16 protein-coding genes are annotated in these 12,837 nt (G+C 66.9%); 3 read left to right on the top strand and 13 right to left on the bottom strand.

What is annotated here, in order from left to right; genetic code table 11:
• Position 1: 1 nt before the first annotated feature.
• A complete protein-coding gene (locus BLU09_RS18125) occupies positions 2–382 on the top strand; it encodes a DUSAM domain-containing protein (RefSeq protein ID WP_090490793.1) in 381 nt (126 codons plus the stop codon).
• 92 nt (positions 383–474) lie between these two features.
• On the opposite strand, the gene BLU09_RS18130 is transcribed toward BLU09_RS18125, so the two are convergent.
• From BLU09_RS18130 to kamD, 11 genes are all read right to left on the bottom strand, one after another.
• Positions 475–1,065, bottom strand: a complete 591-nt coding sequence (locus BLU09_RS18130) for a hypothetical protein (RefSeq protein WP_090490794.1) — start codon at positions 1,063–1,065, stop codon at positions 475–477.
• A 10-nt stretch (positions 1,066–1,075) separates the two neighbouring features.
• Entirely contained in the window at positions 1,076–1,534 is a 459-nt protein-coding gene (locus tag BLU09_RS18135; RefSeq protein ID WP_244171822.1) for a hypothetical protein, read from the bottom strand.
• Positions 1,535–1,747: 213 nt separating this feature from the next.
• Positions 1,748–2,308 (bottom strand): hypothetical protein, encoded by a 561-nt coding sequence (locus BLU09_RS18140; protein ID WP_090490796.1) that lies wholly within the window; start codon positions 2,306–2,308, stop codon positions 1,748–1,750.
• A 126-nt stretch (positions 2,309–2,434) separates the two neighbouring features.
• Positions 2,435–2,812, bottom strand: coding sequence for a DUSAM domain-containing protein (locus BLU09_RS18145; protein ID WP_090490797.1), 378 nt, complete (start codon positions 2,810–2,812; stop codon positions 2,435–2,437).
• Between the two features lie 156 nt (positions 2,813–2,968).
• Positions 2,969–3,343 carry a DUSAM domain-containing protein gene (locus BLU09_RS18150; protein ID WP_090490798.1) on the bottom strand — a complete coding sequence of 125 codons (375 nt, stop codon included), beginning with the start codon at positions 3,341–3,343 and terminating at the stop codon, positions 2,969–2,971.
• A gap of 3 nt (positions 3,344–3,346) precedes the next feature.
• Entirely contained in the window at positions 3,347–3,778 is a 432-nt protein-coding gene (locus tag BLU09_RS18155) for a hypothetical protein (protein ID WP_186817639.1), read from the bottom strand.
• A gap of 113 nt (positions 3,779–3,891) precedes the next feature.
• Positions 3,892–4,719, bottom strand: coding sequence for a 3-keto-5-aminohexanoate cleavage enzyme (gene kce / locus BLU09_RS18160; RefSeq protein ID WP_090490799.1), 828 nt, complete (start codon positions 4,717–4,719; stop codon positions 3,892–3,894).
• A complete protein-coding gene (gene kal, locus BLU09_RS18165; RefSeq protein WP_208610765.1) occupies positions 4,716–5,114 on the bottom strand; it encodes a 3-aminobutyryl-CoA ammonia lyase in 399 nt (132 codons plus the stop codon). The genes kce and kal overlap by 4 nt, the downstream gene beginning before the upstream one ends.
• Positions 5,111–5,896, bottom strand: a complete 786-nt coding sequence (gene kamE / locus BLU09_RS18170) for a lysine 5,6-aminomutase subunit beta (RefSeq protein WP_090490800.1) — start codon at positions 5,894–5,896, stop codon at positions 5,111–5,113. The genes kal and kamE overlap by 4 nt, the downstream gene beginning before the upstream one ends.
• 4 nt (positions 5,897–5,900) lie before the next feature.
• Entirely contained in the window at positions 5,901–6,380 is a 480-nt protein-coding gene (locus tag BLU09_RS18175; protein ID WP_090490801.1) for a hypothetical protein, read from the bottom strand.
• The gene (gene kamD / locus BLU09_RS18180) at positions 6,377–7,927 is read right to left on the bottom strand and encodes a lysine 5,6-aminomutase subunit alpha (protein WP_090490802.1); all 1,551 of its coding nucleotides are present in this window, start codon (positions 7,925–7,927) and stop codon (positions 6,377–6,379) included. Before kamD ends, BLU09_RS18175 begins: the two co-directional genes overlap by 4 nt.
• A 261-nt stretch (positions 7,928–8,188) precedes the next feature.
• Between kamD and BLU09_RS18185 the strand changes: the two genes are divergently transcribed.
• Together BLU09_RS18185 and BLU09_RS18190 are read left to right on the top strand one after the other, a co-directional pair.
• Positions 8,189–9,724, top strand: coding sequence for a catalase (locus BLU09_RS18185; RefSeq protein WP_090490803.1), 1,536 nt, complete (start codon positions 8,189–8,191; stop codon positions 9,722–9,724).
• 175 nt (positions 9,725–9,899) lie between these two features.
• Positions 9,900–10,517: an ankyrin repeat domain-containing protein gene (locus BLU09_RS18190; protein ID WP_090490804.1), complete on the top strand. Its 618-nt coding sequence runs from the start codon at positions 9,900–9,902 to the stop codon at positions 10,515–10,517.
• A gap of 88 nt (positions 10,518–10,605) precedes the next feature.
• Here BLU09_RS18190 and kdd read toward each other — a convergent pair whose 3' ends face one another.
• Entirely contained in the window at positions 10,606–11,637 is a 1,032-nt protein-coding gene (gene kdd, locus BLU09_RS18195) for an L-erythro-3,5-diaminohexanoate dehydrogenase (RefSeq protein ID WP_090490805.1), read from the bottom strand.
• Between the two features lie 174 nt (positions 11,638–11,811).
• Positions 11,812–12,819, bottom strand: coding sequence for an alpha/beta hydrolase (locus BLU09_RS18200; protein WP_011554393.1), 1,008 nt, complete (start codon positions 12,817–12,819; stop codon positions 11,812–11,814).
• Positions 12,820–12,837 lie beyond the last annotated feature (18 nt).

Raw genomic sequence — 12,837 nt, forward strand, 5'->3', positions numbered from 1 at the left:
CATGTCCGAGAAGATTGATTGGGACCCCATCCGCGCATTGGCACGCAGGGTCATCCGCGAAGGTGCGCCGCTCGTCCTCGACGATGATGTGCGCGCGCTCCTCCGGCGCACAGCGCGAGAGGTAGGCATCAGCGATGCGAACGCGGAGCAGGCACTTTCTACGGACGTGGGGGCGCTAGAACTCCTCCGTGAGAGTTCGCGGCGCATCACCGACGGGTCCAACAGGCTGATGGACGCGCTGCACAGGATGTATCGCCACCAGAAGGCTGGCGACTTCGACAGCGCCCGCCAGGAAATGCGGGATGTGCTCTCCGTCGAAGTGGTGCCGCACTACCGAGAGGTAGCGGAAGGCCAGCTCGAAGACCTCGAAGATGAGTCCTGAAAGACAACGGGGCGCCGGCTCGACGGACGGCAAGCGCCCCATCATCCTCGGCTCCATCGAGTTCCCGCGAGCGGACGGGGCGCCCTGGCGCCTCACTCCGGATACGAGTTCTTCGATGCTTCCCTGCGAGCAGGCTCCGCGGCCTGGCGCCTCTGCCTCTCGCGATCAGCCGCGACCTTCGCCTCGATGGCCTGAGCAAGCCTTGAGGGAATCTCCTCGACGAGGAAGGGCGTGAGTTGCTCGAGTGTCCGCTCGAGCTCTGGAAATGGCACCTGATTCTTGTCGACCAGGATCTTCCAGGGTTCGGAGACGGAGCTTCGCTCCAGATCGAAGGTGACTCCCTCTACCTGTCGCGCGGTGGGGACTTCAATGCGGACTCCCGCGAAACGGTCAACCTCACATGCGCTGACCCACACGGACGTGTGCGAGCCCGACTTCATCCGCCGTCCCCGCTCCCCGTACTCGATGCCACATGCCCGCAAGGGACGCAGTTGCGCCTGAATGGCGGCCAACTCCTGAAGGCCACCGACATCGGTCTCCCCGAGGCTCCCAACATCGCTCGGCTGCCGACCCTGCAGAAGGGTCGCTGCGCCAATGCCGCCGACCACCATCGCGACCGCGGCGATGATGAAGATCGTGTTCTTGCCGGACTTCCGCGCCGGCTGCGTGGGCACTGTACTCATGGCAGTTGGCTCACTCGGGATACGAGGTCTTCGCCGCTTCCTTGCGAGCACGCTCAGCAGCCTTGCTCTCCTGCCACGCGCGCTCGCTGTCCACACGGCGCTGGATCTCCGTGGCAAGCGCCTCGGGATACTGCTGCACGATGAGGGGCGCGAGCCGTTCGAGCGACTGCTTGAGGTCGGGGAACGCGGTCTGATCCTTGTCGACCAGGATCTTCCAGGGCGCGGAAACGGAGCTTCGCGTCATGTCAAAGGCGACTTGAGACGACTGAAGCTCCTCCGGAACGCTGATGGAGACATAGGAAACCGACGCCCCACTGCACGGCGTGACGGAGGCGGACTTCCGGGAGCCCGTCGAGCGGTGCGGTAGCGCGCCTGACCGGACTCCGTACTCGATATGGCATGCATTCAGGGGCAGCAACTGTGCCTGGACCGCGGCGAGCTCCTGAAGTCCGCTGACGTCCGTCTTCAAGCCACCCCGACCCAACCCACCCCCCGCGGCCAGAATGGCGCCCCCGCCCATGAGGCCAACCATCACCACCACCGCGACGATGATGATGATGGCGGAGCTACCGGACTTCCGCGCCGACTGCGTAGGCGATGGATTCATTGAGACATGAGCCTAAGCGGAGCGCGCGCACACCGAAAATCCGTCAACAGGCGGCACACCCAAAAGGCGAGACATTCACTCCGGGTAAGAATTCTGCGCGTCCTCTTTAAGAGCGCGTTCAGCGTCCTTCCGCGCCTGTCTCTCGCGCGCCCACTGCGCCTTCCGGTCGGCGTCACGCTGACGCTCAATGGGGTACTGCGTGAGGAGATGGGGGGCGAGCAATTCGAGCGACTGCTTGAGCGCGGGGAACGCGGTCTGCTTCTTCTCGACCAGGATCTTCCAGGGCGCTTTCACTGAGCCCCGCTTCATGTCGAAGGCGACATTGTCCACCTGCCGCTCTGGCGGCACCGGGACGGAGATCCAAAAGGAAGAAGAAGTCCCACAAGGAGTGACCCGAGCCGTCGACTGGGAGCCCGTCCAGCGCGTCCCGTTCGCACTCTTTCGACTTCCGTATTCGATGTCGCACGCGTCCAGGGACGACAACTGCGCTTGAACGGCGGCCAACTCCGGAAGCTGGCCCACATTCGTGGTCCGCATCCAGCCCATGGGCTGGATGCCCAACGTCACCGCCCCGGTCAGCGCGATGCCCAACGTCACGACGGAAAAGCCGATGATGTTCTTCTTCACCACGGACATCTGCGAGGGCGGCGTAGGCAATGGCTCCATTGCCGCCGCAAACTAGCCGAGCCCTTGCAGCCTGGACAATCCGTCAACGGACTTCAGAACGGGGGAACGCTCCGTCAGTCGCGCGCCTCGGCCGCTCTATGGCTCGTCGTCCACTGCCGCAAGGTACGTGTTCAGGATGTCCACGTAATGAGGCACGACTTCCACGGCCAAGACGTCCAGGAGAAGCTGGCGAGCCCCCTCCAAGTCCCCAGCATCCCGGCGTCTATCGACTTCAACCAAGGTGTGAGAGAGGCGCCTCGACCCGGTGGAGATGCGGGATGCAATCTCCCTCACAAGAACTGCGGCGCTTTCGTCATCCTGGAGCGCACGCGTTGTTTCGTCAGGCGAAGTCCCCACGTCGTGCGCCGTGGCCTGGACCAGGGCGCGCGTTTCGGTGGTGAGGAAGGGCTGAACCGGGTCCGTGATGCGGCGGCTCAGGTCTTTGACCGCGTCCCAATCCCGTTGGGTGGGCATGTGGTTCTCCTAGCGAGGGTGACAGTCTCGGAAAGGCCACTCTCGCTGCCCCTCGCAATAGCGAAAGCAGGCGTAGCAGTCCCCAATCCATCGGGGCTTGATGTTCTTCTTGGCCACGGACATCTGCGCGGGCGGAGATGCTTCGCGCGGAGCCGCTCAAGGCTCGTCGGACATGTCGTCGAGCTGGCCTTGAGCAAGCTCCCGGTAGTACGGCACGACTTCGACGGCCAACACGTCGCGCATCAGTTGCCGCGCGCTGTTGTAGTCCCCAGCCCGCTGGTGCTGCCACATCACGTGCAGCGCATCGGTGAGCCTGTTTGAGCCGTCCGTGATGCGGCGTCCAGTCTCACGCATCAGTGCCAGGGCCCCCTCCTCGGTGCTCAATGCGAGCTCCGCGTCGCGGATGGCAACCTCACGTGCAGTGTGTAGCAACAACGTGCGCACGTCCTCCGTGAGCACGAGAGGCACGCCGTCCCGCAACACGCGGCGGGAGAGTGCGCGGAACAAGTCCCAGTTAGGGCGGTTGGCCATGGGTCAGGGCCTTTTCTTCCGCTTCGGGCCGCACATATCAAGGGGCCAATCCTGCTGCCCTTCACACATGCGAAGGCAGTCGTAGCAGGGCCCGGCGAACAGCCCCTCCTTGCAGTCACCGTAGTTCCGAATGCAGCGGCGCTTCCATTCGGGAAGTTCCGCATTGTGAGCGTCGTCCCACACAGCGGGCGCATCTTCCGTCGCCTCCATGGCCATCTTGACGCCTGCCATGTGAGAGGCGACCTCGCCCGCTGTGAGGCCGCACGCTTCGGGCACACCTGGGTTGCGCTGGATACAGCACGACACCGTGTCGGTGCAGGACGCCAATGCATAGGCATCGCGGCGGTTGGCCGCACCGGTGGCACTGCTTGCGCAGCCCAACGACGCAACGGCCAAGAGGCACAACAGGCCAGGCCCAACTCTCTGCTTTTTCATGGAGCGCCGACTCTACCCGGACGCATGGCAGCAAGAACCAGCCCCCACACCCCAGAGACGGGCGCCGCCCGACGGGACTCGGGCGGCGGCCATCACGATGCATCCGGCGGTGCTTACGACAACCGCAACAACTTGCGCGCCTGCTCCGGCGTGGCCGGCTCGCGGCCATGGGCACGCGCACGCTTCGCCGCCTCGGCGACAAGCTCCCAGTTGCCCTTCGCGAGCACGCCCTTGGACACGTAGATGTTGTCCTCCAGGCCCACGCGCGCGTTGCCGCCCCGCTTCGCCGCCTCGTCCACGTAGGCCAGCTGGTGACGCCCCACGCCGGCCACCGTCCAGGTGGAGCCTTCCGGCAGCGAGGCAATCATGAAGTCCAGCACCTCCGGACGCGGCTGCAACGTGCCCGGCACACCGAGGACGAAGTCGAAGTGCGCAGGCAGGTCCACCAGCCCTTCCTTCGCCAGGTAGCGGGCCTCGTCAATCATGCCTACGTCGAAGCACTCCAGCTCCGGCCGCAAGCCCATCGCCCGGATGCGCTTGGCGATGTCACGCACGAGCGGCCGGGGATTCCAGAAGACCTCCTCGCCGAAGTTCACCGTGCCCGTCGTCAAGGTGGCCATGTCCGGCCGGTCCTCGCCGGTGAGCGTCAGCGGCCCGCAGCGCTGGTCCACCGTCATGCCCACCGCGCCGCCCGTGGACGTCTGGATGAGCACGTCCGTGCGCTTGCGGATGGCGCGGATGGCCGCGCGGAACAACTCCGCGTCCTGCGACGGCTTGCCGTCCGGCGTGCGCACGTGCAGGTGCACCATCGCCGCGCCGGCCTCGCGGCAACGCGCGGCGTCCTCGGCGATCTCCTCCGCGGTGATGGGCAGGTGCGGCGTCTGCTCGCGCGTCGTCTCCGCGCCCACCATGGCCGCGGTGATGACCATGGGCGTGCTCATGTCTGCCCCCGCTGCTTGTCCTTGGGCACCACACACGTCCCCGTGGCCCGGCACACCACCACCGGCTCCGACAGGACATCCGCCGCCGAGTCATTCACGTCCGGCCGCGGCTTGATGACCTTGCGCGCCTCGAAGCGCATCTTCCGCGACGTGTTGCCCGCGCTGATGATTTCGCCCTCCGCCTCGATGAAGTCGCCCGCGTACACCGGGGCCAGGAACTCCACCGAGTCATAGGCGCGAAACAGGCCCTCGTCCCCGTCGCTGCGGATGCACAGCTCCGTGGCCACGTCGCCAAAGAGCCCCAGCATCCGCGCGCCGTCCACCAGGTTGCCGCCGTAATGTGCGTCGTGGCTGCTCATGCGCAGCCGGATGACCGCCTTCGTTCCCGTGCTCACTGGGGCTCCCCCTGATAGTGCGCGTCCTTCGGCTCCTTGCCTTCCTTCTTGAGGAGCGCGTGGACGATGTAGTTGGCCACGTCGGACGGCTTGGTGCCGGGCCCGAAACCGGCGTCGAAGCCCAGCTCCAGCGCCAGCTTGTGGTCCACGCGGGGCCCGCCCAGCAGCAGCTGGACCTTGCCGTGGATGCCAGCAGCCTTCGCCGCTTCGATGAAGTGCCGCGAGTTGTCCTTGTGCACGTCGCGCTGGGTGACGACCTGGCTGACCAGGATGGCGTCCGCGTTGCGCGCCATGGCCTTCTTGATGAGGTCCTCGTTCGGCACCTGGCTGCCCAGGTTGAAGGCCTCGAACCAGGGGTAGCGCTCCAGGCCGTAGTCGCCCGCGTAGCCCTTCATGTTGAGGATGGCGTCGATACCCACCGTGTGCGTGTCCGTGCCCGTGCAGGCGCCGAACACCACGATGCGCCGCTTCACCTTCTCCTTGATGAAGGCGTTGAGGTCATCGAAGGACATCTTCTTCACGACGACTTCGGGCACGTCGATTTCGGCGTAGTCCAGCGCGACGGACGACCGGGCGTAGACGATGAAGAAGGTGTACGTGTCCGCGGCGCGCTCGGCGGCGGCCACCTTCACGTCAGTGAAGCCCATCTTCTTCGTGAAGACGGCGGCGGCCTCCTTGGCCTTCTCGGACAACGGCACCGGCAGGGTGAACGACAGCTGCACCACGCCGTCGTCCCGCCGGTCGCCGTAGGGACGGATGATCTGCTTGCTCGGCTTTACCATCGGCTCACTTCCCTCCGGCCCGCTGAATCTTGACGCTGGAGCCCACCTTCTGGGCCAGCGGCGCGAACCGCTCCTTCTTCGTCTGCTCCAGGTAGAAGACGACCGACCACGTCGTCTTTCCGTCGCAGCCCACATACGTCACGGAGTCCACCGCGCCACTGCCATCCGGCGCCACGTCCGTCTCCTGACGCTTCGCCGCTGGCTGGGCGCCCACCTTCAGACGCTCCCAGCCCTTGCCGCCAATGGACGCGACAATCTTGTCCACGCACGTCTGGGCCTTCATGCCCGCCGTCTGCACGGCGCCCACGTCCACCAGGAAGTAGGCGTCCCCGCTGGGCGCCTGGAACTTGCTCGTCCCATCCTCCTCGGTGCGGTTCCACGAGGCGGGAACCTGGATGGACACGTTCTTCACCTGGACCTGCGCCAGCGCATCCGCGGAGCCGCCCGCGGAGAGAACCATGGCAAGGATTGAACCGAGCATCACTGCGCCTCCAGGAGTTCCAGGAACGGGTTGAAATAGTCCGGCGCCTTCTCCAGCACGCCGTCGAGGCCCTTGCCGCCGGTCTCCTCACGCTTCACGTCACCGAAGTGGCCCCGGCCGATGGCGGTCACCATGCCCTCGTCGCGGCACTCCTGGAGCAGCTGCTCCGCCCGGGCGAACACCTCGCGCGCGCGGTTGGCGATCTTGCCGTCCTCGCGGACGGTGAACTCCTCGTCGATGCCTCGCGCCGCGCGGTGGATGTAGGCCGCGGACTTGAGCGCCACGTAGCGGTCCGCCAGGAGCGGCGTGTGCATGGCCTCCGTCATCATGCCCAGCAACTGGATGCCCTGCCGTGTCCACATGGCCACCAGGTTCGCCATCACGTCGTACGTGTGGCTGAAGAAGATGTCCGTCTCCTTGTGCTTGGTGGGCGGCATGTACTTCAACGGCGCGTCCGGGAAGCAGCGGCGCACCAGCATGGCCTGGGACAGCTCGAGCAGCAGCGTGTCCTCGCGGTACGGATCGATTTCGTACGCGTGGCCGATGCCCAGCTGCCAGTCCTTGAGGCCCGCGCGCTTGGCGAAGCACTCGTTGATGAACTGGCTGGCGATGACGGTGTGGGCCGCGTCGTACGCGTCCGCGGTGGTGATGTAGTTGTCCTCGCCGGTGTTGATGATGATGCCGGCCAGGGCGCAGATGCGGCGGCTGAAGTACTGGTCGATGAACGTGCGCCGCATGTTGATGTCACGGAAGAGGATTCCGTACATCGCGTCGTTGAGCAGCATGTCCAGCTTCTCGTAGGCCGCGCAGAAGGCGATCTCCGACATGCAGAGGCCGGACGAGTAGTTGGTCAGCTGGATGTAGCGCTTGAGCTTGCGGCTCTCGTCGTCCAGGGCCTCGCGCATGATGCGGAAGTTCTCCTGGGTGGCGTAGGTGCCGCCGTAGCCCTCCGTCGTCGCGCCGTGGGGCACGTAGTCCAGCAGCGACTGCGCCGTGGACCGGATGACGGCGATGACGTCCGCGCCCGCCTGGGCCGCCGCGCGCGCCTGGTCCACGTCGTCATAGATGTTGCCCGTGGCCACGATGACGTACTTGTGCGGCGCCGGGGGCATGGGGAACTGCTTGCGGAGCTCTTCGCGCTGGGCGATGCGGGCCTTCAGGTCATCGAGCGCGGCGCGGGCTTCCGCGCGCACCTCCTCGCGGAGGTTGTGCTCCTGCTCGGGCGACAAGGGGGCCAGCTTCTCCGTGGGGAGCGCCGTCAGCCGCTCCACGGCCTCCAGCGGGCTCTTCGCGCCCAGTTGCAGCGCGCGGCCGTACCAGTAGGCGGCGCCCTTGTTGAGCACCCCGGCGGCCTTCAGCTTGTCCACCATCAGGTTGGCGAGCGGCACGCCCCGCGCGCCAGCTCCAGAGAGGCCGAAGAAGCGCAACACAGTGCGCTCGGTCGAAACAGTGGTGTTACGGCGGATGAGGTCGAAGATCGGGTTGACGATTTCGTCCGCCAGCTTGCGCGCATTTGCAATCCGCGCGTCTTCAATGAACGGGCCTGGCATGGACGCACCTTACCCGCCCGAACGCCAGCGGGTAGCGCCGATGCGCACCTGTATCACGTTGCTGCACTGCATTATCGGTTCCGAGGTCAAAGCACCGAAGGGCCGGTGGCCGCCCCCACCGACAGAGCGGTGACGCCACCGCCCTTTCGGTGACTGCTCTTGAACTCAACAGATAACCCACTGGAATCATTCAGAATCGAGCGGTGGCATGCCCCCTGCTCAGGACGGGACTGCCTTACCCCCTGAGACAAGGAGAGTCCCTTGCAAACCCGCTCCCTGCTTCTGACCGCCATTCTCTTTGGCGGTTCGGCCGCCGTCGCCGCGACGCCCCCTCCCCTGACGACGGACACCGGCTCCCCCGTGGGGACCAACCAGAACTCCAAGACGGCCGGCCCGCGTGGCGGCGTCCTCTTGGAGGACTTCCACCTCATCGAAAAGCTGGCGCGCTTTGACCGTGAGCGAATCCCCGAGCGCGTGGTCCACGCCCGCGGCACCGGCGCCTACGGCACCTTCGAGAGCTACGGCGACTTCTCCAAGCTGACGCGCGCGTCCCTCTTCTCCGCCAAGGGCAAGAAGACGCCGATGTTCGTGCGCTTCTCCACGGTCATCCATCCGACGGGCTCGCCGGAGACGCTGCGCGATCCTCGCGGCTTCGCGCTCAAGTTCTACACGGACGAGGGCAACTGGGACCTGGTGGGCAACAACCTGCCCGTCTTCTTCATCCGCGACGCCATCAAGTTCCCGGACATGGTGCACTCGCTGAAGCCGTCGCCCATCACGAACAAGCAGGACCCGAACCGCTCCTTCGACTTCTTCTCGCACCTGCCCGAGTCGACGCACATGCTCACGCAGGTGTACTCGGACATCGGCATCCCGGCGAACTACCGCCAGATGAACGGGCACGGCGTGCACGCCTTCAAGTTCGTCAACGCGAAGGGCGAATACAAGTACGTGAAGTTCAACTGGAGCTCGCAGCAGGGCGTGAAGAGCCTCACCGCCGAGGACGCCGCCCGTGTCATCTCCGAGGACCACCAGCACGCCACCACGGACCTCTACGCCACCATTGGCGCGGGCAAGTTCCCCTCGTGGGAGCTGAGCGTGCAGGTGCTGGACCCCAAGGAGTTGGACAAGTTCAGCTTCGACCCGCTCGACGCGACGAAGATCTGGCCCGAGGCACAGGTGCCGTCCATCAAGCTGGGCAAGTTCACGCTCAACAAGATGCCGGACAACTTCTTCGAGGAGACCGAGCAGGCGGCCTTCTCCCCTGGCGTGCAGCCGCCGGGCATCGAGCCCTCCGAGGACCGCCTCCTGCAGGGCCGCCTGTTCTCCTACGCCGACACCCAGCGCTACCGCCTTGGCGCCAACTACCAGTCGCTGCCCATCAACCGGGCCCGCGCGACGGTGAGCAACAACAACGAGGCGGGCAGCATGAACTTCGCCAACACGAAGTCGGACGTGAACTACGAGCCCAGCGTCAGCCGTGAGACGCAGGACGCGCCCCCGTACCTCTTCTCCAACGCGCCGCTCAGCGGCACCACGCAGCAGCGCGGCATCGAGAAGACGGACCCCTTCGCACAGGCCGGCGCCTTCTATCTGGCGCTCGACGCCGGCGGGAAGGACCGCCTCATCAAGAACCTGGCCGCGGACCTGAACAAGGTGCGTGATGCCAGGGTGAAGGCGCGCATGGTGGGTCACTTCTTCATGGCCAACCCTGACTACGGCACCCGCCTTGCCAAGGCGGTCAACGTGAAGCTGGACGACGCCAAGGCCGCCGTGGCCACGCTCGCCGCCCGCTGATTCGTTCCTCTCCGGGCCCTGGCATGGCTGTCTCCGCCAGTGTTCGGCGCTTCCCGCCAATCCCCCTGGGCGAAGGCCGGGATGTGGTGGCGCCCGGCGACTCCCCCCTCTCGCCGCCCGTCGCATCCCGGTCTTCCCTCAGCGGGAGCAGGCCCCCTCTCTTCTGGAGTCCGTCATGATTCGCAAGCTGCTACTGGGAACGCTGGGCCTGTTGATGCTGGGGGCCGGCGTGTTGACGGCCGCGTGGATGTCCCTGCGCGCCACGCCTGCGCCGCAAGGGCGTCTGCTGGCCACGAGCGAGGCGGAGCGCTACCTGCTGGCCGCCGCCCGTGCCGGAGAGACGGACATCGTCGCCGGGCTCGTCCAGGCGGGTACGCCAGTGGAGGCGCGGGATGCTCGCGGCTTCTCGCCGCTCATCCTCGCCGCGTACCACGGGCATGAGGACACGGTGCGCGCCCTGCTCTCCGCCGGCGCGGATGCGTGCGCGGGTGACAACAACGGCAACACCGCGCTCATGGGCGCGGCCTTCAAGGGCTACGCGGACATCGTCGGACTGCTCAATCAGCAGCCCTGCGCGGTGGACCAGAGCAACCGCTTCGGCCAGACGGCGCTGATGTTCGCGTCCCTGTTCGGCCGCGAGGAGGTGGTAGACCAACTCCGGCAGCAGGGGGCCTCCCCTGACGTGCGCGATGGCAGCGGCCGCAGCGCCCAGGACTGGGCACGCACGCAGGAGCCCAGCGCGCCCGTGCCCCAGGCGCCCACCGCGCCGGAGACATCCGCCTCGGCGCGATGACACGGAGGCGCTGCCCCGCCCGGGATGAGGCAAGGTGGCCCCATCCCGGTGACGACGCCGCTGGGCATCGGGGCAGACGGCTCGGCTGCTAGATGTATCGCGTGCCGAAGAGCTGGAGCAGCTGCGGCTCGGTGCGCAGCAGGTCCAGCGTCAGCGCGGCGTGGCCGGGCACGTACCCGTTGCCCACCACCATGGTGACGTCCTTGCCCACGCCCTCGGCGCCCAGGGCCGCCGCGGTGAAGCTGGTGGCCATGGAGAAGAAGATGGCCGTGCCGCCGTCCTTCACCGACAGGATGGTGGCCATCTCCGTGTTGCCCACGCTGGCGCAGTTGACCACCAGGTCGCAGAGCTGACCGTCCGTCGCCTTGCTCACCGTCTCCATGACGTCCACGCCCTGCGTCGCGTCCACCTTCAGGGCCACGTCACACAGGCCAATGCCGGACAGCAGGTCCAGCGCGCCCTGCGACACGTCGAGCGCGAGCAGCTTGCCCCGGCTCTCCAGGTTGCGCCGCGCCTGCGCCAGACACAGCGCCCCGCTCTTGCCCGCGCCCAGCACCGCCACCGTCATGCCCGGCCGCACGTGCCGGGCCACCAGCGCGGGCGCGCCACACACGTCCAGCGCCGCGAGCGCCAACGTGTCCGGCATGTCCGTGGGCAGCTTCGCGTAGATGCCGCTGGCGAACAGGATCGCGTGTCCGCGGATGTCCACGCGGTCGATGTCCGCGTGCACCGCCTTCACCTCTTCGATGACCAGCGGCGTCAGCGTCAGGCTCACCAGCGTGGCGATGCGGTCGCCCACCTTGAGCAGCTCGCGCGCGGGGTGCCTGGCGCCCAGCTCCTTCACGCGGCCAATCAACATGCCGCCCGAGCCCGTCACGGGGTTCTGCATCTTCCCCCGCTCACGGACGATTTCCTGGATGCGCTCGCCAATGCGCTTCGCGTCGCCGCCCACCTCGCCCTTGATCTGCTTGAAGGACGCGGCGTCGATGTTGAGGCTCTCCACGTCGATGAGCAGCTCGGACTCGCGGCACGGCAGCGAAGGATCCAACTGCTTCGCGCGCTGGGGCAGCACGCCCTTCTCGCCAACGACGCGAGACAGCCCGTAGAGGTCGATGCTCATGTTCCCGTCTCCCTGAAGGTTGTCGGGCGCCCGGCCCCGCCACGGCGGGGCGCACCCAGGGAGGCGTCTACCCGCTCGGGCGGGGAAAAGGCCAGCGCCACGTCACGCGCGGTGGGCCGAGGCGTCCCCCAGCGGGCATCCCGACCACCGCGCGACAGGCCCTGGCCCCGTGCGTCAGTCCTGCGCCAGGTTCGGCACCAGGACTGACAGCGAGCGCGCGAAGCGGTACGACACACCGGAGTGGCCGTCCTCGAACTCCTCGTGGACGCGCTCCACGCCCGCGTTCTTGAAGTCCTCCGCGAGCATCCGTGTGCCCCAGCGGATGTTGAACTCGTCACGCGTCCCACAGTCCAGGTACACCGTCTTCAGCTTCCGGAACGCGTCCATGAACTTGGGCACGAAGCGCACCGGGTCGTGCACCAGCCACCGGTTCCACACGTCGAGCCGCAGCCGGCCCGTGTTCGCGTCGAAGGGCAGCTCCACGTTGAGCGGCTCGCCCTTCTTCGGAGAATACGCGGCGGCCATCGCCAGGACGTTCACCACTGGGAAGTCGTCCCCGCGCATCTTCGTCTCACTCACGCGCGCCCGGAACTCGGCATGCCACGCCTCCACGCCGCCGGCCTTCAGCAACGCCGCCGCGGCCTTCGGGAGGTCCGGCAGGTAGCAGTATTCAAAGTAGGAATCCGCCGCGTGCGCGCCCACGTGGGAGAACAGTTCCGGGTGGTAGCGGCCCATCACCAGCGCGCCGTAGCCACCGGAGCTGTGCCCCACCACGGCGCGCGAGGCCGCCTTCGGCAGGGTGCGGTAGGTGCGGTCCACGAAGCCCACCACGTCCTTGGTCAGGTAGTCGCGATACCGGCCAATGGCGTCGCTGTTCACCCACTGGCTGCCACCCAGCGACGTCCAGGCATCCGGGAAGACGCCGATGACGGGCGGAATCGCGCCCGACTCGACGAGCGCGTCCAGGCGCTGGGGGACGGTGGGCGCGAAGCCCGACGCGTTCGTCCACGAACCGCCGCTGTTGCCGAAGGCATGCAGGAAGTAGACGACGGGGTAGCGTCTCTCATCCGCGCCGTAGCCTGGCGGGAGGTACACGGTGAGCTTGCGGCGAGCCGGGTCCCCCAGCGGGTTCGACTCCAGCGCGGGCGACAGCAGCTCACTCGACTCCAGCAATCCATTCATCCGTGCATTCCCTTCATC

The organism is Myxococcus virescens, from assembly GCF_900101905.1.
GTDB classification, from domain to species: Bacteria; Myxococcota; Myxococcia; order Myxococcales; family Myxococcaceae; genus Myxococcus; species Myxococcus virescens.

Coding starts and splice junctions, on each gene's coding strand:
- BLU09_RS18125 (WP_090490793.1), top strand. CDS start 2: ATGTCCGAGAAGATTGATTGGGACCCCATCCGCGCATTGGCACGCAGG.
- BLU09_RS18130 (WP_090490794.1), bottom strand. CDS start 1,065: ATGAGTACAGTGCCCACGCAGCCGGCGCGGAAGTCCGGCAAGAACACG.
- BLU09_RS18140 (WP_090490796.1), bottom strand. CDS start 2,308: ATGTCCGTGGTGAAGAAGAACATCATCGGCTTTTCCGTCGTGACGTTG.
- BLU09_RS18145 (WP_090490797.1), bottom strand. CDS start 2,812: ATGCCCACCCAACGGGATTGGGACGCGGTCAAAGACCTGAGCCGCCGC.
- BLU09_RS18150 (WP_090490798.1), bottom strand. CDS start 3,343: ATGGCCAACCGCCCTAACTGGGACTTGTTCCGCGCACTCTCCCGCCGC.
- BLU09_RS18155 (WP_186817639.1), bottom strand. CDS start 3,778: ATGAAAAAGCAGAGAGTTGGGCCTGGCCTGTTGTGCCTCTTGGCCGTT.
- kce (WP_090490799.1), bottom strand. CDS start 4,719: ATGAGCACGCCCATGGTCATCACCGCGGCCATGGTGGGCGCGGAGACG.
- kamE (WP_090490800.1), bottom strand. CDS start 5,896: ATGGTAAAGCCGAGCAAGCAGATCATCCGTCCCTACGGCGACCGGCGG.
- kamD (WP_090490802.1), bottom strand. CDS start 7,927: ATGCCAGGCCCGTTCATTGAAGACGCGCGGATTGCAAATGCGCGCAAG.
- BLU09_RS18190 (WP_090490804.1), top strand. CDS start 9,900: ATGATTCGCAAGCTGCTACTGGGAACGCTGGGCCTGTTGATGCTGGGG.
- kdd (WP_090490805.1), bottom strand. CDS start 11,637: ATGAGCATCGACCTCTACGGGCTGTCTCGCGTCGTTGGCGAGAAGGGC.
- BLU09_RS18200 (WP_011554393.1), bottom strand. CDS start 12,819: ATGAATGGATTGCTGGAGTCGAGTGAGCTGCTGTCGCCCGCGCTGGAG.